This is a genomic window from Paraburkholderia sp. USG1, assembly GCF_031570135.1.
Lineage (GTDB): Bacteria > Pseudomonadota > Gammaproteobacteria > Burkholderiales > Burkholderiaceae > Paraburkholderia > Paraburkholderia dioscoreae.
The window spans coordinates 71,380-91,096 of the sequence record NZ_JAMWXW010000004.1; the positions used below are offsets into that span (position 1 = coordinate 71,380).

General features: G+C 65.0%; 18 protein-coding genes. 14 read left to right on the plus strand and 4 right to left on the minus strand.

Annotation, left to right across the window (positions count from 1 at the left end):
• Positions 1 to 5: 5 nt before the first annotated feature.
• Positions 6 to 1,205 carry an amidase gene (locus NE850_RS06780; RefSeq protein WP_007177336.1) on the minus strand — a complete coding sequence of 400 codons (1,200 nt, stop codon included), beginning with the start codon at positions 1,203 to 1,205 and terminating at the stop codon, positions 6 to 8.
• The gene (locus NE850_RS06785) at positions 1,202 to 2,002 is read right to left on the minus strand and encodes a cysteine hydrolase (RefSeq protein ID WP_007177335.1); all 801 of its coding nucleotides are present in this window, start codon (positions 2,000 to 2,002) and stop codon (positions 1,202 to 1,204) included. The genes NE850_RS06780 and NE850_RS06785 overlap by 4 nt, the downstream gene beginning before the upstream one ends.
• 208 nt (positions 2,003 to 2,210) lie before the next feature.
• Between NE850_RS06785 and NE850_RS06790 the strand changes: the two genes are divergently transcribed.
• From NE850_RS06790 to NE850_RS06855, 14 genes are all read left to right on the plus strand, one after another.
• Positions 2,211 to 3,188, plus strand: coding sequence for a BMP family protein (locus NE850_RS06790; protein ID WP_007177334.1), 978 nt, complete (start codon positions 2,211 to 2,213; stop codon positions 3,186 to 3,188).
• Between the two features lies 1 nt (position 3,189).
• Positions 3,190 to 4,830, plus strand: coding sequence for an ABC transporter ATP-binding protein (locus NE850_RS06795; RefSeq protein ID WP_232064348.1), 1,641 nt, complete (start codon positions 3,190 to 3,192; stop codon positions 4,828 to 4,830).
• Positions 4,827 to 5,927: an ABC transporter permease gene (locus NE850_RS06800; RefSeq protein WP_007177332.1), complete on the plus strand. Its 1,101-nt coding sequence runs from the start codon at positions 4,827 to 4,829 to the stop codon at positions 5,925 to 5,927. The genes NE850_RS06795 and NE850_RS06800 overlap by 4 nt, the downstream gene beginning before the upstream one ends.
• Positions 5,924 to 6,841 carry an ABC transporter permease gene (locus NE850_RS06805; protein WP_007177331.1) on the plus strand — a complete coding sequence of 306 codons (918 nt, stop codon included), beginning with the start codon at positions 5,924 to 5,926 and terminating at the stop codon, positions 6,839 to 6,841. The genes NE850_RS06800 and NE850_RS06805 overlap by 4 nt, the downstream gene beginning before the upstream one ends.
• A gap of 81 nt (positions 6,842 to 6,922) precedes the next feature.
• The gene (locus NE850_RS06810; RefSeq protein WP_007177330.1) at positions 6,923 to 7,666 is read left to right on the plus strand and encodes a TetR/AcrR family transcriptional regulator; all 744 of its coding nucleotides are present in this window, start codon (positions 6,923 to 6,925) and stop codon (positions 7,664 to 7,666) included.
• A gap of 218 nt (positions 7,667 to 7,884) precedes the next feature.
• Positions 7,885 to 9,816 (plus strand): allophanate hydrolase, encoded by a 1,932-nt coding sequence (gene atzF, locus NE850_RS06815; RefSeq protein WP_310698626.1) that lies wholly within the window; start codon positions 7,885 to 7,887, stop codon positions 9,814 to 9,816.
• A gap of 23 nt (positions 9,817 to 9,839) precedes the next feature.
• Complete coding sequence (locus NE850_RS06820; protein ID WP_007177328.1) at positions 9,840 to 10,937, plus strand: BMP family ABC transporter substrate-binding protein; 1,098 nt, start codon at positions 9,840 to 9,842, stop codon at positions 10,935 to 10,937.
• 48 nt (positions 10,938 to 10,985) lie between these two features.
• Positions 10,986 to 12,101, plus strand: coding sequence for an ABC transporter permease (locus tag NE850_RS06825; RefSeq protein ID WP_310698557.1), 1,116 nt, complete (start codon positions 10,986 to 10,988; stop codon positions 12,099 to 12,101).
• Positions 12,094 to 13,020: an ABC transporter permease gene (locus NE850_RS06830; RefSeq protein ID WP_007177326.1), complete on the plus strand. Its 927-nt coding sequence runs from the start codon at positions 12,094 to 12,096 to the stop codon at positions 13,018 to 13,020. The genes NE850_RS06825 and NE850_RS06830 overlap by 8 nt, the downstream gene beginning before the upstream one ends.
• Before the next feature lie 78 nt (positions 13,021 to 13,098).
• Positions 13,099 to 13,791: a cysteine hydrolase family protein gene (locus tag NE850_RS06835; RefSeq protein ID WP_007177325.1), complete on the plus strand. Its 693-nt coding sequence runs from the start codon at positions 13,099 to 13,101 to the stop codon at positions 13,789 to 13,791.
• Between the two features lie 2 nt (positions 13,792 to 13,793).
• Positions 13,794 to 15,407: an ABC transporter ATP-binding protein gene (locus tag NE850_RS06840; protein WP_007177324.1), complete on the plus strand. Its 1,614-nt coding sequence runs from the start codon at positions 13,794 to 13,796 to the stop codon at positions 15,405 to 15,407.
• Positions 15,404 to 16,099: a cysteine hydrolase family protein gene (locus NE850_RS06845; protein ID WP_007177323.1), complete on the plus strand. Its 696-nt coding sequence runs from the start codon at positions 15,404 to 15,406 to the stop codon at positions 16,097 to 16,099. The genes NE850_RS06840 and NE850_RS06845 overlap by 4 nt, the downstream gene beginning before the upstream one ends.
• The gene (gene hpxZ / locus NE850_RS06850) at positions 16,090 to 16,476 is read left to right on the plus strand and encodes an oxalurate catabolism protein HpxZ (protein WP_007177322.1); all 387 of its coding nucleotides are present in this window, start codon (positions 16,090 to 16,092) and stop codon (positions 16,474 to 16,476) included. Before NE850_RS06845 ends, hpxZ begins: the two co-directional genes overlap by 10 nt.
• Positions 16,477 to 16,509: 33 nt before the next feature.
• Positions 16,510 to 17,268: a GntR family transcriptional regulator gene (locus NE850_RS06855; RefSeq protein ID WP_007177321.1), complete on the plus strand. Its 759-nt coding sequence runs from the start codon at positions 16,510 to 16,512 to the stop codon at positions 17,266 to 17,268.
• A 57-nt stretch (positions 17,269 to 17,325) separates the two neighbouring features.
• On the opposite strand, the gene NE850_RS06860 is transcribed toward NE850_RS06855, so the two are convergent.
• Positions 17,326 to 18,369, minus strand: coding sequence for a rod shape-determining protein (locus NE850_RS06860; protein ID WP_007177320.1), 1,044 nt, complete (start codon positions 18,367 to 18,369; stop codon positions 17,326 to 17,328).
• Between the two features lie 159 nt (positions 18,370 to 18,528).
• Positions 18,529 to 19,593, minus strand: a complete 1,065-nt coding sequence (locus tag NE850_RS06865; protein WP_007177319.1) for an ABC transporter substrate-binding protein — start codon at positions 19,591 to 19,593, stop codon at positions 18,529 to 18,531.
• Between the last annotated feature and the right edge of the window lie 124 nt (positions 19,594 to 19,717).

A 19,717-nucleotide genomic window follows, 5' to 3' on the forward strand; every position in this document is an offset into this window, starting at 1 on the left:
CTCCGCTACTGAGGGGTCGCCGAAGCGTGTCGCGAGTATAGATCGCGCGCGAGGCTCAGCAACGCGCGATCGCTGCCACGCGCGCCGATCAGCGAGAGCGCGAGCGGCCGGTCGAGTTCGTCGGCGAAAGGGAGTGTGATTTGCGGCAGGCCGCCGAACGCGGCGATCGAATTCATCGTGAGCGAGTCTTCGTAGAAGCGGCCGATCGTGTCGCCGCTGGCGTTTTTTGGTAGTAGCGCGACGGGCGTGGTTGGCATTACCAGCACGGTCCGATCGATTTCGAACAGCGTGTTCAGCGCGCTGCGCAGTTCGTGCAGAACCGTGCGCCATTGCGCGGCCTGCTGCCTGTCGAGCGTGTCCAGTCGTGCAAAACGCGGCGCAATACCTGGCCCGAAGCGCGGCTGTGCCGAGCGGATCCAGGCGCCGAGCGAGGCGTCGATTTCAAGGTCTTGCACAGCCTGATAGCACGCGAGCCAGCGAGCCTGGTTGCCGGCGAACACGTCGAGCGATGTCCGCGCGCCCAGCCTTTCGGCCAGTGCCGTGAGCCGCGCGGCGTCGTCGGCTTCGTTGCGCTCGCGCGCCGCGAAGGCTTCGGCAACGCGCGTGAGACGTACGGCGCGGCCCGAAGCGTAAGCAGTGGAAGCGGACGGCGCGACTGGCAACAACACATCGCCCACGGCAGCCAGCACGTCGATCGATCGCGCGAACCAGCCGACGGTATCGAAGCACGGCGCGAACGGCAGCACGCCGTCGAGCGGAATCGCATCATGGCTCGGCCGCATGCCGAACAGCCCGCAGAACGCGGCGGGCACGCGCACCGAGCCGCCGGTATCGGTGCCCAACGCAAAGTCCACCTCACCGTTCGCCACCGCCGACGCCGATCCGCTCGACGATCCTCCCGGCAACGCATGCGGCCAACGCGGATTGAGCGGCGTGCCGTAATGATGGTTCTCGCCTTCGAGGCTATAGGCGAGTTCGTCGGTGATCGTTTTGCCGTCGAGCGCCGCGCCGGCCGCTAATAGCGTATCCACACAGCGCGCATGAGCACGAGCCGCCGCGTGGCTCGCGAGCCAGCCGGGATTGCCGCCGCCGGTCGTCACGCTGGCGACGTCGATCAGATCCTTCACCGCGAAGCGCAGGCCGTTCAGCGGCCCGCTCGCCGTCGCGGCAACCTGCACGCGAGGGCCGGGGATGAACGCGTTCATGCGGCGTCCGCCAGCGCAGCGACGATTCGCGCCGAGTCAGTGACGAAGCCGAAGCACTTCTTCACGTTCCAGATGGTCGCTTCCGTGCAGAAGGCCGGCGACGACGTCGCGCAGCAGTCCTCCACCAGCACGCAGCCATAGCCGAGAAAATTGGCGTCGGTGAGCGAATGCAGCACGCACTGATCGGTATTCACGCCCGCGAACATCACCGTGCGAATGCCGAGATTGCGCAGAATGCTGTCGAGCGGCGTGTCCCAGAACCCGCTGATCCGGTACTTGTCCACGCGGATATCTTCCGGCAGCGGCGCGAGTTCATCGACCACTGCCGCAGCCCACGAATCCTTTTCGAGCACGTGCGAGCCATTGCTCGCGAGCGGTTCGCCCAGGCCGGTTCCGGTGCCCGTCGGCTTATATAGATGCAACTGGTTCGGCGGCATGTTGGCGAGGTCGGGCCGGTTGCCCCAGTTCACCCATATCACCGGCACGCCGCTTTTGCGCAGCGCCGGCAGGAGGCGCTGCAATGGTGCAATCGGCGCGCGGTCGACCGAGAAATCGCCCCCAATCTGGGCAACCCATCCGCCGTTGGTGCAGAAGTCGTTCTGCATGTCGATCACGATAATCGCCGTGCTGCGCAGATCGACGCGGACATTTTGCGGCTCGCACGGCAGCGTCGCGACGACCGGTTCGGGCGCCGGCAACGACATGTCGACGAGCGTTTCGCCGGCTACCCAGCGAGGCCGGCCGTCGCGGCCCAACTGGCCGGAAACGCTTGTGCCGTATGCGTCGTGCTGTTTCATCGAAGGTTCTCCATCGGGTGTCGATTGCTATAAAAAAGATGTGGGGTGAAGCATGTCGCGCATTGCTTGCATGGTCTCCGGTTCGCGCTTTCGCGCAGGCCTGAACGAAGCCCGCATGCCGCGAAAACCATCGCATGGCATCGAAGTTGCATTGGTTTCGTTCATGAATAACCTACTTACCCAAACCAGACGCAAGAGGAATGCCAGAATGTCGATCATCAAGCTCAAAACCCTCGCCACCTGTGTCGTCGCGCTCGCCGCCTCCAGCAGTGCGATCCATGCGGTAGCGGCCGATCCGCTGCGGGTCGGCGTGCTGATTCCCGGTTCGAAGTCGGACAAAGGCTGGATGGAATCAGGCTACGACGGACTGGTTGCCGCGCAGAAGGAACTCGGCCCGAAGCTGAAGACGCAGATGATCGAGAACATCAACTACGCCGACATGGAACAGGCGTTGACCAACCTCGCTTCGAAGAACCAGTTGGTGATCGGCGTGGGCGGGCAAACGCAGGCCTCGGTGCTGAAGATCGCGAAGCGCTTTCCCAACGTGAAGTTCGCGATCGTGGGCGGCAACAAGGGGCAGGACATGCCGCCGAACGTGGCCGGCTATGACGTCAAGCAGGCGGAGATCGCCTATGTTGCCGGCGCGGCCGCGGCGATGCTGTCGAAGAACGGCGCGGTGAGTTACGTGGGCGGCATGGAGATTCCGTCGATCGTCAACGCCGGCAAGGAGTTCGGCAACGGCGCGCGCTCGATCAATCCGAAGATCAAATACTTCGAGAGCTATACCGGCGACTTCGACAACGTGTCGAAGGCCAAGGAAGCGACGCTCGCCGCGATCTCGCAAGGCGCGGACATCCACTATCACATTCTCAACCTCGGCTTGCGCGGCATGGAGCAGGCGGCCAACGAAAAGCACACGCACGTGATCGGCAGCTATACCGACCGCTGCGGCACGGACCCGTTGTATATCGCGTATTCGATTACGGGTGTGGGCTATCAGGTGCAATACGCGATCGACCAGATGGCCGCCGGCACCTGGCAGCCGGGCTACAAGGCGTTTGGCCTGGCGATGGGACCGAAGGCGTCGGGCATGGTGGTGTGCAAGCCGACCCCGGAGATGTCGACGAAGATCAAGCAGATCGAACAGGACATCGAAAGCGGCAAGATCAAGGTCTCCGAAGGCTGACATGGACGCGACTTCCGCTTCTGCAGGCGCGGCTGCCGCCGTCAAAGCCGACGCGCCCATGACTGATGGCAAGCCGCGAACAGCGGTGCTGCGCATGGAAGGCATCGTCAAACGCTTCGGCGCGTTTCAGGCGCTGAGCGATGTCTCGCTCGAACTCTTCGCCGGCGAAGTGCATTGCCTGCTGGGCGAAAATGGCGCCGGCAAATCCACGCTGTGCAACGTGATGTTCGGCGTGCATCAACCCGACGCGGGCTCGATGTGGCTCGACGGCGCGCCGTATGAGCCGCATAGTCCGCGCGATGCGCTGACGCACGGCATCGCGATGGTGCATCAGCACTTCAGCCTGGTGGAAGACGTGAGCGTGCTCGATAACCTGTTGCTCGGGCAGGTGCGCGGCTGGCTCGATCGCAAGCGCGAGGCGCAGCGGGTGCGCGCGTTGGTGGCGGAACTCGGGCTCGCGCTCGATCCGGATGCGCGGGTCGCCGAACTCTCCGTGGGCGAAAAGCAGCGCGTCGAGATCGTCAAATGCCTGATTCGCGAGCCGCGTCTGCTGGTGCTCGATGAGCCGACCGCCGTGCTGCTGCCGGCCGAGATCGATGCGTTGCTCGATACGTGCGCGCGGGTGGTGGCGCGCGGCTGCGCGGTCGTGCTGGTGACACACAAGCTGGCCGAGATCCGCCGTATCGCGAACCGCGCGACGGTGCTGCAAAGCGGCCGCGTGGTGGCGCGTTCGAGCACGCCGTCGGCCGATGTCGACGCGCTGGTGAGAGCGATGATCCAGCGGCCGGGCAATGCGGAGCAGGAGGCGGTTTCGACTACAACTGCCACCGCCACGCCACGTTCAACAACCCGCAGCGCGTCCCCCTACGCCCGTCCGCTCGCCGACGAAGCCTTGCAGATCGACGGCCTCACCGTGCGCGACGCCGACGGCGTGACGCGTCTCGAAGACTGCACGCTGGTAGTCAACCGCGGCGAGATCGTCGGCATAGCGGGCGTGGAAGGCAATGGCCAGAGCGAACTCGGCGCGGTGCTGGCCGGCATGCAGAAGGCGAGTGCAGGGCGTTTCTTCGTGCAAGGCGCCGACTGTACGCAGGCCGCGCCGCAGACGTTGACGAAGGCCGGCGTCGGCGTGGTGCCGGAAGACCGGCACGCGGTCGGCTGCGTGCCCGACATGAGCCTGACCGAGAACCTCTTTCTCAACCGGCTCGACGACTACGCGCGGCACGGATTCATGCAGCGCCGCGCGATGCGCCGGGATGCGCGCGCGCTGATGCAGCGCTTCGACGTGCGCGCCGCGAGTCCCGACGTCGCGTTTCGCGGCCTCTCGGGCGGCAATCAGCAGAAAGCGGTACTGGCGCGCGAACTCACGCTCGACGGACTCGCGGTGCTGATCGCCGCGCAGCCTACGCGCGGGCTCGACGTCGGCGCAGTGGCCGCGGTCTACGACCACATTCGCGCTGCCCGCGACGAAGGCGTCGGCGTGCTGCTCATCTCGTCCGAGCTCGACGAACTGATGGCGGTGGCCGATCGCGTGCTCGTCATGTATCGCGGCCGCATCATGGGCACCTGTGTGCCGGATGCGTCGCAACTCAATCTTCAACGCGAGCGCATTGGCGCATGGATGGCAGGCCAGACAGCATGACTCCGACGACCTCATCGAGTTCTTTTCCTCGCGCCGAGTGGCGCGGTTCGCGGCGCGTGAGAACCGCCGCGGTGCTCGGCGGCGCTGCGCTCGTCGCGATTGCGGCGGCGCTGGCGCTGATCGCGATCGTCCACGTGCCGCTCGGCGACGCATTGGCCGCGTTCGCCGACGGCGCGTGGGGCTCACCCTACGCGATCGGCGCATCGATCAATCGCAGCCTCGTGTTCGCGCTGGTCGGCAGCGGCTTCGTGCTGGCTAACCGCGCGCAGTTGACCAACGTCGGCGGCGAAGGGCAGATCGCGATGGGCGGCATCGTCGCCACCGCGGTCAGTCTGTACGGCCATGTCGCGCACCTGCCGTTCGGTCTCGCGTTCATCGTGCCGATGCTGGCGGCCGCGCTGGCGGGCGCCGCGTGGGGCGCGCTGCCCGGCTGGCTGAAAGTGCGCGCCGGCACCAACGAGGTGATCAGCACGCTGCTGCTCACGTTCATCGCCGTGTGGTTTCTCTACTGGTGCGTGCAGTCGGAAGCGCTGCTGCGCCAGCCGATGAGCAACGCCGCCACGCTCCCCGAATCGCTGGAAATTCCCGATTCGACCAAACTGCCGTTGCTCGCGAGCGCAATCTCGACCGGGCTGCATATCGGCTTGCCCATCACGCTCGTGCTGTGTGTCGCGGTGGCGCTCGTGCTGACGTATAGCCGCTTCGGCATGCATCTGCGCGCGGTCGGCCTGAATGCGCTGGCCGCGCGCCGCGCCGGCATGCCGATCACCTCGACCATCGTCGGTGCATTGGCGCTGGCCGGCGCGCTCGGCGGTCTCGCTGGCGCGTTGATGTTGCAAGGCGAACAGTATTCGCTGAAGGCGGGCTTCTCGTCGGGTTACGGCTTCGACGGCCTCGTGGTCGGCTTGCTCGCGCGCAGTTCGATCACCGGCGTATGCGCGGCGGCGCTGCTGTTCGGCTTCATGCGCTCGGGCGGCATCAATATGGAAATGGTCGCATCGGTGCCGTCGGCGCTGGTGCTGGTGGCGCAGGGCATCGTGATCGTCGCGCTGGCGGGCGGTTCGTTGTGGCTCGAACCCAAGGGAGCTCGCTCATGAACGCGGAATTCGCGGCGGTTTTCGTGGGCTCGTCGATTCGCTTCGCGGCGCCGTTGATGCTCGCATCGACCGGCGAGCTGATCAGCGAGCGTGCCGGCGTGCTCAACATGAGCGTGGAGGGCATGATGCTCTCGGGTGCCTTTCTCGGCGCGGCGGGCGCATGGGCGACCGGCAACGCGGCGCTCGGGCTTGCCATCGGCATGCTCGGCGTGCTGCCGATCGCGTTGCTGCAGGCGTTTCTCAGCGTGACGTTGCGCGCTAATCAGATCGTGACCGGCATCGGCATCAATATCCTTGCGCTCGGCGCGACGACGCTCGCGTACCGCGAGCTGTTCGGCGAGCGTTCGAGCGCGGTGATTCCCGGACTCGCGCGCTGGTCGCCGCCGGGACTCGGCGCGATTCCCGTGATCGGCGAGCCGGTGTTTCATCAGGTGTGGCTCGTCTATCTCGGCGTTGCGATTCTGCTCGCCACTTCGCTCGTCATGCGGCGCACCGCGCTCGGTGTCGCGCTGCACGCGGTCGGCGCGGCGCCTCGTTCGGTCGATCAGTCGGGGCTTTCGGTGACGCGGCTGCGCTATGGCGCGGTGCTGTTTTCCGGTGTCATGTCCGGCGCGGCGGGCTGTTTCATTTCGATCGGCGACATTCACACCTTCACCGAAGGAATGACGAGCGGCGCCGGTTATCTGGCGATCGCCGCGATCATTTTCGGCAACTGGAAGATTGGCCGCACGGTGGGCGCCTGTCTGCTGTTCGGCGCCGCGAGCGCGTTGCAGTTCCAGTTGCCGCTGATCGGCGTGCACGTGCCGACCGCGCTGCTGGTGATGCTGCCTTATCTGCTCGCGCTGATCGCGGTGGCGGGGCTGATCGGCCGGCAAACTGCGCCGCTCGCGCTCACCCAGCCGTTCCGTCGCTGAGGTCGCGCTTACAATGCGGGAGTCGCGCATTCCGACGCATCCTCTTGACGCAATCACGCCGCTGTCCGGCTTTCGACTCTTATGACACGTGCTTCAGCCCGATCGACTTCCGCTGTATCCGCCGCCGGTTCAACGGCACCCACGACCCAGCGTCAGAAGCTCGCGGCAGCGACCCGTCAGCGCATCTTCAGGATCGCGATCGCCGAGTTCTCGGACAAAGGCTTGAGCGGCGCGCGAGTGGAGACGATCGCGAGCCGCTCGAAGGTCAATATCAGGATGATCTATCACTACTTCGGCGGCAAGGAAGCGCTCTATCTGGAAGTGCTCGAATTCGTGCTGGCGCGGCTGCGCGAAGCCGAGCTCAAACTCAAACTGGATATCGACCGCATCGATCCGGTCACGGCCATCGTGCAGCTCTACGATTTCATCGAAGGACACTTTGCGGCGCATCCTGAGCTCGCGAAGCTGCTGTCGTTCGAAAATCTGAACCGTGCCCGCGTGATGAAGCGTTCGAGCGCGATTCCGGAAATGTCGTCGCCGGTGTTGACGCTGCTGCGCACGGTGATCGCGCGCGGCGAGGAAGACGGCTCGTTGCGCCGGGACATGGACCCGTTGCATCTGTATGTCGCGCTCGTCAGTCTGTGTTCGTTCCACAAGTCGAACGCTTATACGCTGTCGCGCATCTTCAATACCGACATGCTTGCCGCGCAGTGGCAGGAAGACCACAAAGCCCAGGCGCATGAAATGGTGCGCGCGTTCGTGATGGCCGGCGCGTCGCAGCCTGCGTTGCCGAAGCGGGCGCGAGCGCAAATCCAGGGCGCGTGAGCCCCGAGTTGGTGAGGGCTGCACCAACGGCAGTGCGGTCAACTGAGTTTTCGTGAGCGTCCCGGGCACTGTGGCCGGACGGGTGAAGCTCCGCCTGGCTTGGGTTTGAAGCGATTTCCCGCAGTGAAATAAGCGCTTGGCATAGCTCCTGCTAATTTGAGTCCAAACTTGTATTCAAGATTGCACTCAAGGATAAACAGGTGCCTATTTCTTCACCCATGACGGTCAAAGGCTTGCTCGCGGCCTATGCTGCGGGCAGCCTCACGCCGACTGAAGCCGTGACGGCGGCGTTGGCGCAGATCGACGCCATCGACCGGCCCGAAGTCTGGATTCTGCGCGTGCCGGTGGCCGACCTGCAGGCCCGCGCAAAAGCGCTCGAAGCGCTATACGAAGCGCAGGGCAGCGCCGTATTCGAGCAGATGCCGCTGTTCGGCGTGCCGTTCGCGGTCAAGGACAATATCGACGTCGCCGGCTTGCCGACCACGGCCGCTTGCGAGCCGTTCGCCTATACGCCGGACGCGTCGGCGTTCGCCGTGCAGCGGCTTGTCGATGCCGGCGCGATTCTGATCGGCAAGACCAATCTCGACCAGTTCGCCACCGGCCTCGTCGGCACGCGTTCGCCGTATGGCGCCGTGCGGCATGCCGGGTCGCCGCCGTACGTCTCGGGTGGTTCGAGTTCAGGCTCGGCCGTGGCGGTGGCGGCAGGTTGCGTGGCGTTTTCGCTCGGTACCGACACGGCCGGTTCGGGCCGCGTGCCTGCGGGATTCAACGGGCTCGTCGGACTCAAGCCGTCGTTGGGACTGGTCAGCAAACGTGGTGTGGTGCCCGCGTGCCGAAGCCTCGACACGATCTCCGTTTTCGCGCACGACGTGGACGACGCATGGCGTGTGCTCAGTGAAATCGCCTGCTTCGATTCGCTCGACGGTTACTCGCGCAAGGTGCCGGCACTTGGTCTGCTGCGTGCGGCACCCCGCATCGGCGTGCCGGAGCAACTGGAGTTTTACGGCGACACAGCAGCGAGCCAAGCGTTTTCATCGGCACTCGACACGCTCACCACGCACCTGCATCTGACCACACAATCAATCGACTTCGAGCCGCTCAAAGCCGTCTCGGCTCTGCTCTACGACGGCCCGTGGGTCGCCGAACGCCGTGCGGCGCTCGGCACGTTTTTCGAAACCCATCACGAAGCAATCGATCCGGTCGTGGCCAAAGTGATCGGCAAAGCAGAGCAGTTCAACGCCGCCGATGCCTTCAACGGCCAGTACGCGCTGGCCGATCTGAAGCGCCACGCCGAAGCGCTCTTTGAAGCGATCGACATTCTGATCGTGCCCACCACGCCGACGCATCCGTTGATCGCGGACGTGAAGGCCAATCCAGTCGAACTGAACAGCCAGCTCGGCTACTACACCAACTTCGTCAACCTGCTCGACCTGTGCGCGCTGGCGGTGCCGTGTCAGCGGCGCAGCGACGGCTTGCCCGCAGGCGTGACGCTGATCGCGCCGAGCGGCGCGGACCGGCGTCTCGCTGAACTCGGCGCGCGGATTCAGGCGCTGTTCGCGAGCGCGACGGAGGCCGCGAGTGCCGGCAATACCAGCGAAGCAGCGAACACCAACGAGGCCGTCAACAGCAACGACGTTGCCAACACCAACGAGGCCGCCAACACCGCAGCCGCATCAATCGCCGCACTCATTCAGCCGCTGCCATTCCAGGAGCCGACCGTCACCCTCGCGGTGGTCGGCGCGCATCTGCGCGGACAGCCGTTGAACTGGCAACTCCAGGAAGCCGGCGCGCGTTTCGTCGAAGCGGCACACACCGCGCCCGGCTACAAGCTCTACGCGCTCGCCAACACCCAGCCGCCGAAACCCGGCCTCGTGCGCGCCACGCTGCAGCAAGGCTGGCCGATTGCCGTGGAACTGTGGGAAGTGCCGCTGCGCACCTTCGGCAAATTCGTCGCCGACGTGCCCGCGCCGCTCGGCATCGGCACGTTGGAACTCGCCTCCGGCCACAGTGTGAAGGGCTTTATCTGCGAGCCGTCGGCCGTCAGCGACGACAGCGGCGCGCTCGATATCACGTCATTCGGCGGCTGGCTCGCGTATCTCGCCAGCCTGAAGGCAAACCCGCAGCCAACCCCGCAGGCCAACGCTCTTTAACCCTCCATCAGGAATTGGACACCATGACAAGCCGCCGCAATTTCATCAAGAGCGCCAGTCTGTTGACGCTCGGCAATATTCTGCCTATCCAGTCGGTGTTCGCCGCGCCGAAGACCACCGTCGGCGTGATCTACGTCGGCGCGCGCGGCGACTACGGCTACAACCAGGCGCAAGCGCAAGCCGCCGCGGTGATCAAGAAGATGCCCGACGTGAAGGTGGTGGAAGAAGAGAACGTGCCCGAGACCATCGCCGTGCAGAAGACGATGGAAGCGATGATCGAACAGGACGGCGCCACGCTCATTTTTGCGACTTCGTTCGGCTACTTCGATCCGCACGTGCTGAAGATGGCGGCGAAGTATCCGAAGGTGCGCTTCGCCCATTGCGGCGGTTTGTGGAAGCAGGGCAACCCGTCGAACATCACCAGCTATTTCGGCTATATCGACGAATGCCAGTACCTGAACGGCGTGGTGGCCGGTCATATGACGAAGAGCAGGAAGCTCGGTTTCGTCGCGGCCAAGCCGATTCCACAGGTGCTGCGCAATATCAATTCGTTCACGCTCGGCGCGCAGTCGGTCGATCCGTCGATCACCACGCAGGTGATTTTCACGGGCGACTGGTCGATGCCGGTGAAGGAAGCCGAAGCCACCAACAGTCTCGTCGATCAGGGTTGCGACGTGCTGACCTGTCACGTCGACGGTCCGAAGGTCGTGGTCGAGACCGCGGAAAAACGCGGCGCGATGAGCTGCGGCTACCACGCGAGCCAGGCCGCGCTCGCGCCCAAGGGTTATCTGACCGGCGCCGAGTGGGACTGGGCGACGCCATACAAGCAGTTGGTAACGGGCGCGCAAGCCGGCACGCCGCAGCCCAACGTGCTGCGCGGCGGTTTGAAAGAGGGCTTCGTGAAGATGTCGCCGTACGGTGCGAAAGTCACGGCCGCGGCGAAACAGAACGCCGACTCGATCAAGACCAGCATGGTGGCCGGCAACTTCGTGATCTTCAAAGGCCCGATGAAGGACAACAAGGGCGGCATGGCGATCGCCTCGGGCGCGAGCCACGCTCAGACCGACTACACGCTCGAAAGCATGAACTATCTGGTGGCGGGCGTCGTCGGCCAGATCTGATGACGGCGGTGTTTGCGTGACGATGTTGGCGTCGATCGAGGAGCCGTGATGCGCCCCAATGCCTCTGTTGCGAGAGTGATGCTCTCGTTCCTGCCCGCGCTGCCGACCGTGCTGGCGGTGCTCGGCACCTTGCTGCTGTTCTCGCTGTTCCTGCTGGTGCAGGGACAGCCCGCGCTCGACGCGATCGTGCTGATTTTCCAGGGCGCGTTCGGCTCCTCGTTCGCGTGGCAAAGCACGTTGCTGCGCGCGGCGCCGTTGATGCTGACCGCGTTGTGCGTGGCGTTGCCCGCGCAGGTCGGGCTGATCGTGATCGGCGGCGAGGGCGCGCTCGCACTGGGCGGCATGTGCGCCGCCATCGTTCCGCAGATCCTGCCGCACGGCACACCCTGGCTGATCGCCACGCCGTTGATGGCGCTCGCCGGCATGCTGGCGGGCGGTGTCTGGATCGGCGCGGTCGGCGCGTTGCGGCAGTGGCGCGGCGTCAACGAGACCATTAGCAGCCTGTTGATGTCATATATCGCGATCGCCGTGTTCAAGCATCTGGTGGAAGGGCCGCTGCGCGACCTCGCGAGCCTGAACAAACCGTCGACGCTGCCCGTGCCCGACGCAATGATGATCGGCTCGATCCCCGGACTCGATACGCATTGGGGCCTGTTCTGGGGCGTCGTCGCCTGCGTCGCGGCGTGGGTGTTCGTGAAGTTCAGCACCAAGGGCTTCGCGATGCGGGTGGTGGGCGGCAGTAATCGCGCGGCGCGTCTGGTCGGCTTGCCGGTCAATGTGCTTGCGCTCACAGCCTGCGTGCTGGGCGGCGCGGCGGCCGGGCTCGGCGGCATGTTCGAAGTCGCGGCGGTGCAGGGCAGCGCGAATGCGTCGCTGCTCGCAGGCTACGGTTACGCGGGCATTCTCGTCGCGTTCGCGGCGCGCCAGAATCCACTCGCGATCATTGCGTGCGCGCTGATGATCGGCGGCATCGAGGCGAGCGGCAGTCTGCTGCAACGCCGCCTCGATCTGCCCGACGCCACCACGCTCGTTCTGCAAGGCCTGCTGTTCGCCAACCTGCTTGCGTGGGAAGCGCTCGGCGGCCACATCGCCGCGTGGCGCGTGAAGTTGCAGGCCGCCGCGCAGACCGATCTCCCCGTGCAACTGGAGCAGACCCATGCCTGATATGCACTCGCCTGTCGTGATCCTGTTGTTGTCGCTGTTCGCCGGGGCGATTCGCGTCAGCACGCCTTATCTGTTCGTCAGTCTCGGCGAGTGTTTGACCGAGAAGGGCGGCCGCGTCAATCTCGGACTGGAAGGCATTCTCGTGTCCGGCGCGATGAGCGGTTATGCGGGCGCCTTTCTGAGCGGCTCGCCGTGGATCGGCGTGCTGGCCGCCGGCGCGGTCGGCTTGCTGCTCGGCTGCCTGCATGGTCTGGTGTGCTCGTTGCCGCGCGTGTCGGATATCGCTTTCGGCATCGCGTTGATGCTGCTCGGCACCGGACTCGCGTTCTATCTCGGCAAACCCTTTATCGAACCGCAGGCGCCGATGCTGCCGTTCATCGACCTCGGCGGGTGGAGTTCATCGCCGCAATTGCATAACGCGCTGCATCTGAACCTGCTGTTCGTGATCGGCGTGGTGCTCGCCTTCGTTCTGCAATGGGGCTTGCGCAATACGCGCTGGGGCATGGTGCTGCGGCTCGTCGGCGATCACGCGGAAACGGCGCGCGCGATGGGCTATCCGCTGACCCGCGTGCGGATTGCCGCGACGGCGGTGGGCGGCGTGTTCGCGGGCGTGGGCGGTGCGTATCTGTCACTGGTTTATCCCGGTAGCTGGAATGAAGGACTCTCCAGCGGCCAGGGGCTGATGGCGGTCGCGCTGGTGATCTTCGCGCGCTGGCAGCCGTTGCGCTGTTTGTGGGCCGCGCTGCTGTTCGGCGCGGCGGGCGCGCTCGGACCGGCGTTGCAGGCGATCGGCGTGACGAGCGGCTATTACCTTTATAACGCGGCGCCGTATGTGTTGACGCTCGTGATCATGATCATCAATTGCCGTCCGGATCGCACGCTGGCGGGCGCGCCCGGCGAGCTGAGCCTGACTCGCTGACGTGCTGACGTGCTCGCGCATTCGCGGAGCTTGCCGACTCCGACGAACCTGACGAACCTAACCCAGGATACCCAGACCATGACCCGATTCATCGAAGCCAAACCGTACCCGTGGCCCTACGACGGCAACCTGCGCCCGGAAAACACCGCGCTCGTGATCATCGACATGCAGACGGATTTTTGCGGCCACGGCGGCTATGTCGACAAGATGGGCTACGACCTCTCGCTCACGCGCGCGCCGATCGAGCCGATCAAACGTGTGCTGAAGGCCATGCGCGAGCAGGGCTTCACGATCATCCACACGCGTGAAGGCCACCGGCCCGATCTCTCCGATCTGCCCGCCAACAAGCGCTGGCGCAGCCGCCGTGCCGGCACCGACGGCGTGGGCATCGGCGACGACGGCCCGTGCGGCAGGATCCTCGTGCGCGGCGAGGCGGGCTGGGAGATCATCGACGAACTGAAGCCGCTCGCGGGCGAGATCGTGATCGACAAGCCGGGCAAAGGCTCGTTCTGCGCGACGGATCTGGAACTGATCCTGCGCACGCGCGGCATCGAGAATCTGATTCTGACCGGCATCACGACCGATGTCTGCGTGCACACCACCATGCGCGAAGCCAACGACCGCGGTTTCGAATGCACGGTGCTCGCCGACTGTTGCGGCGCGACCGACAAAGGCAATCACGACGCCGCGCTGCACATGATCACGATGCAAGGCGGCGTGTTCGGCACGGTGTCGGACTCCGGCGCCTTGCTGCACACGCTGGGGGGATGATCATGTCGACGACGGTACGGCAGGCGCTCGGCGTGGAAGTGCTGAACGCGAGCAAGTCGTTCGGCGCGTTTCGCGCGCTGGACGGCGTTTCGATCAAGGTCAAGGCCGGCACGATTCACGCGCTGCTCGGCGAGAACGGCGCGGGCAAGAGCACGCTTGTGAAGGGACTGGTCGGCTACGGCGTGCTCGACGACGGCCAGATCGCCGCCGACGGCCGCGAAGTGCACATTCATTCGCCGCGTGATGCGCAAGCACTCGGCATCGGCATGGTGTATCAGCATTTCACGCTGGCCGCGGGCCTGTCCGTCGAAGAGAACCTGTTGCTCGCGCGTGGGCAGATGCCGTGGAAAATCGCCTGGAAAGCGGAGCGCGCGGCGCTCGCCGCGTTCATGCAGCGCATGCCGTTTCGCCTGCCGCTCGACGCGCCGGTCGCGGGACTCGCCGCCGGCGAAAAGCAGAAGCTCGAAATCCTCAAGCAGCTCTATCTGCAGCAGCGCTTCCTGATACTCGACGAACCGACTTCCGTGCTGACGCCGCAGGAAGCCGACGAAGTGCTCGGCCTGATGCGCGATCTGACCACGCGCGGCGAGCTGACCGTGCTGATGATCACGCACAAGTTCCGCGAAGTGATGGCCTACGCGGACGACGTCACGGTCTTGCGCAAGGGGCGCCAGGTCGGCACGAGCGCGGTCGCGAACACCACGCGCGACGAACTCGCCGCCTGGATGATGGGCACCGTGGCGACCGGCGACGCGCCTGTCATGGCGGCTGTGACCGAAGAGCGCGTGCAGCGCAAGCCGGTCGATGAATCCGCCCAGGTGCGCCTCGCGCTGCGCGATGTGTCCGTGGAAGACGACCGCGGACACACGGCCGTCAAGCACGCAACACTGTCCGTGCGCGCGGGCGAAATTCTCGGTCTCGCGGGCGTCTCCGGCAACGGCCAGAAGGAACTGGTGGAAGCGCTGGTCGGGCAGCGCCGCGTGAAGACCGGCGACATGCAGGTGGCCGGCAGGCCGTACCATGCAACGCGCGAACAGATGACGCAGCGGCGTGTGTTCGCGATCCCCGAAGAGCCGCTGAAGAACGCCTGCGTCGGCGGCATGAGCGTCGCGCAGAATCTCGCGCTGCGCGACTTCGATCGCGAGCCGTTGCGGCGCGGCGGCTGGTGGCTCGATCGCCGCGCCATGCGCGAGCGCGCCGCGCAGTTGATCGGCGAATTCAACGTGCGCCCGCCCGTACCGGAACGCGCGATCGGCACGCTCTCGGGCGGCAACGTGCAACGCGCGGTGCTGGCGCGCGAACTCGGGCAGCCGGTGGATGTGCTGATCGTCGCGAATCCGGTGTTCGGGCTCGACTTCGCGTCGGTGGCCGATATCCATGCGCGTCTGATGGCCGCGCGCGATGCGGGCGCGGCCGTGCTGCTCGTCAGCGAAGATCTCGACGAACTGCTCGAACTGGCGGACCGTATCATGGTGATCGCCGAGGGCGAGCTGGTGTTCGAAACACCGGCGGCGCGCGCGGATCGGACGGTGCTGGGCCAGCATATGGCCGGACACGGCGACACCGCCACGCCACACGCCGCACCGGCTGAAAAACTGAGGGAAACCATCGGATGACATCGACCCACCTGCTGAGCATCGCCGCCCAACCCGGACCGTTCAGCTTCGACCCCGCAAAGACCGCGCTGGTCGTGATCGACATGCAGCGCGACTTCATCGAGCCGGGCGGCTTCGGCGAATCGCTCGGCAACGACGTGTCGCTGCTCGCGGAGATCGTGCCGACCGTGGCCGCGCTGCTCGCGTTCGCGCGCCAACACCACTGGCTCGTCGTGCATACGCGTGAATCGCATGCGGCGGATCTGTCCGACTGTCCGCCGGCCAAGCGTCTGCGCGGCGCGCCGAATGCGCGTATCGGCGACGCGGGGCCGATGGGTCGCATCCTCGTTCGCGGCGAGCCCGGCAATGCGATCATCGAGCCGCTTGTGCCGCTGGCCGGCGAACTGGTAATCGACAAACCCGGCAAGGGCGCGTTTTACGCAACCCGGCTCGGCGAGGAACTGGCGATGCGCGGCATCACGCATCTGGTGTTTGCCGGCGTGACCACCGAGGTATGCGTGCAAACGTCGATGCGCGAAGCCAACGACCGTGGTTACGACAGCCTGCTGATCGAAGACGCCACCGCGAGCTATTTCCCCGCGTTCAAACAGGCGACGCTCGAGATGGTGCGCTCGCAAGGCGGCATTGTCGGCTGGACCGCACCTTTGTCCTCACTATTGAAAATCGACGGGACGATCCCAGCATGGAAGTAAATCAGCCCGACATCGTGGCACAGGTGCAGGCGGCGTTCGTCGAATACGAACGGGCGCTGGTGGAGAACGACATCGAGGCGATGAACGCGCTTTTCTGGCACACGCCGGAGACGGTGCGCTACGGCATTGCCGAGGTGCAGCACGGCGGCGAAGCGATCCGCGCATGGCGCGAGCGCTGCGAGCCGGTGCCGAAGTCGCGCAAGCTGCATCGAACCGTGGTGACGACCTTCGGCGCGGACTTCGCCACCGTCAGCACCGAATTCACGAGCGACGCCACGCCCTTGCTCGGTCGCCAGATGCAAACGTGGGCGAGGCTCAGTCCCGCCGATGGCTGGAAAATCGTCGCCGCGCATGTCAGCCTTATCGCCATGCCATGAAACGCCGATAATAAGAACAAAGGACCAGGCAACATGAACGACGACCCGACCAATCTGCTGGAGACGCCCGCTGCCTCAGGCGTGCAGGATGCGCCCGCGCAGCCTGCCGCGGCCAACCCGCTCGCCGAGCAGGTCTATCAGCAGCTCAAGAACGATATCTTCAGCTTTCGCCTCTTTCCCGGCGACCGTTTTTCGGAGAACGGCATTGCGCAGCACTACGGCGTGTCGCGCACGCCGATGCGCGACGGTCTGTTCCGGCTGCAACGCGAGGGCTATCTGGAAGTCGGCTTCCGGCGCGGCTGGAAAGTCTCGCCGATCAACTTCGATCAACTCGATCAGCTCTACGATTTGCGCATCGTGCTGGAAGTCGCGGCGGTGGAGCGGATAGGCACGGGCGGCGATAGCGCGCACGCCGCCGTCGAGGCATTGAAGGCCGTCTGGTGCGTCGAGCCCGAATTGCGCGAGAGCGACCCGGTGAAAATGTTCGGCATGGACGAAAATTTTCACCGACAACTGGTCGCCGCCACCGGCAACGCTGAAATGCTGCGCGTGCATAACGAAGTGACCGAGCGCATCCGCATTGTGCGGCGGCTCGATTTTCTGAAACCGCACCGCACCAGCGCCACGTACGACGAACATGCCACCATGCTCAATCTGATCGAACGCAACCGGCTGACCGAAGCGATCATTCTGCTGCGCGCGCATATCACGCAGAGCAAGCTGGAAGTGCGCAAGATCACACTATCCATGCTTGCCGCGGCGCGCGACAGCAAGCTGCCGTTCGTGTCCTGAGCGGGTTGAGTTGCTTGAGCGGCTTGAGTGGTTCGAGCGTCCGCAGGCGCGCGAGGCTCATTCGTAAGAGAACGCGCCGCCGAATTTGTCGATCCGTTCGAGCGCCATGCCTGAACCGCGCACCACGCACGTCAGCGGCGCTTCGGCGACGAACACCGGCAAGCCCGTTTCTTCTGCCAGCAGACGGTCCAGATCGCGCAGCAGCGCGCCGCCGCCCGCCAGCATGATGCCGCGCTCGGCAATGTCCGCGCCCAGTTCCGGCGGCGTCTGCTCCAGCGCGATCTTCACGGCGGAGACGATCTGGTTGAGCGGATCGGTCAGCGCTTCGAGAATCTCGTTGCTGGACACCGTGAAGCTGCGCGGAATCCCTTCCGACATATTGCGGCCCTTGACTTCCATCTCCTTGACTTCGGAGCCCGGAAACGCGGAGCCGATTTCCTTCTTGATGGCTTCAGCCGTTTGCTCGCCGATCAGCATGCCGTAGTTGCGGCGAATGTAGTTGACGATCGCGTCGTCGAACTTGTCGCCGCCCACGCGCACCGAGCCTTTATAGACAATGCCGCCGAGCGAGATCACGCCCACTTCGGTGGTGCCGCCGCCAATGTCGACCACCATCGAGCCGGTCGCTTCCGACACCGGCAAGCCCGCGCCGGTGGCCGCGGCCATCGGCTCCTCGATCAGATAGACCTGCGAAGCGCCCGCGCTGTGCGCGGCTTCCTTGATCGCGCGGCGCTCCACCTGGGTAGAGCCGCACGGCACGCAGATGATGATGCGCGGCGACGGCGCGAACATACGCGACTCGTGCGCCATCTGGATGAAGCGCTTGATCATCTGCTGGGTAATGTTGAAGTCGGCGATCACGCCGTCTTTCATCGGGCGGATCGCCTCGATATTGCCCGGCACCTTGCCGAGCATCTGTTTTGCTTCCTTGCCGACGGCCAGAATGATCTTCTTGCCGTTCGGACCGCCTTCCTGACGAATCGAGACCACCGAAGGTTCGTCGAGCACGATACCCTTGCCACGCATGTAGATGAGCGTGTTCGACGTGCCGAGGTCGATTGCCAGGTCGTTGGAAAAATAGCCGCGCAGAAAACCGAACATGCAAATTCCTGTCTCTCGGAAGTCGGGCGCAGAAGCGCCGCCTGGGAGTTGCCGCCCGGAGGCAGCAGGCGACCTTGATGGTCGGGAGAGACGCAAGAATAACAGTTTCGGGTCCGCGGGCTATTTCGGCGGTTATAGCGGCAGCGCTTCGCAGGCTGCTTACTGCGCGTTGGCGAGCGAAGGGTCGATATAGGCGCTCACGTTTTGCGACTGCTTGTACACGGCGTTGCGCACGTTGAACCTGTCGGCGTTCACGCTCGAACCGTACACGGAGTCCAGTCCGTCGCCTTTGGTGAAGGCCTTCTTCGCCGCCGCGGAGTCGAGCAGGTGGGTGCCTTTGAGCAGGGGCAGGTACTGCGCCGGCGTGAGGCCGACCCGCGCGGACATGATCTTGACCGCGTCCGGCTGCGTCTTCGGATCGTTGATATAGGCCACGCAGCGATACCAGACCGTGATCACCTTGGCCCAGTCGGCCCTGCGCGATTGCAGGCTGACGGGGTTCACGGTGATCGCGTCGTAGATCAGGCCGGGGGCGTCGGCGGACGTGAAGATCGGCCGCGAGCCCGGTACGCGCTTGAGCGCTTCACCCGCGTTCGGTTGCCAGGCGCCGACCGCGGCGATGTCTTTGGACGACGCGAGCACTTGCGGCAATTCGTTGGTCTTCGCGTTGACGAGCGTGAGGTCCGATTCCTTCAGCGCGTGTTTTTCCAGCGCCGTGTCGAGCAGCAGGTGATCGACGAGGCCGATTTCAACGCCGACCTTCTTGCCCTTCAATCCTTCCACCGTGCGCACCGGCGGTTTGGCGACGATCATGTCGTTGCCGCTCGAATAGTCGGTCAGCAGGATCATCACGTTCTTGGCGCCGCTTGCGCCTGTCACCAGCGCGTCGCCGTTGGTTGCGCCGACCGCATCGAGTTTGCCGGCGGAAAACGCATCGAGCGAGGCCGAGTAGTCGAACCACTGGAAATTGACGTCCACGCCGGCTTCCTTGAACCAGCCTTTTTCGATCGCGATCTGAAAGGCGACGAAGCCGGGCCAGTCGCTATAGCCGATGGCGAGCGGCGTGGCCGCGTACGCCGGGGTCGCGGTAAAGCCCGCAGTCAGTCCGATACTGAGCGCGGCAGCGGCCACGGCGAGCACGCCACGCACGCGAAGGGCCGACGCGAAGCGCGCGGGCGAAGTGAGGGAAGGACGGGATGTGGGCAAAGATTCGAAGCGTTTCATCGTTTTCTCCAGGAGACCGGTCAATTGCGATTGTTGAGTTGGATCGCGCGGCGACTGCGCGATGAAACAACATGACCGGCTCCCGCGCGAGAGCGAACGACAAAGCGCGGAAACGCACGAGACA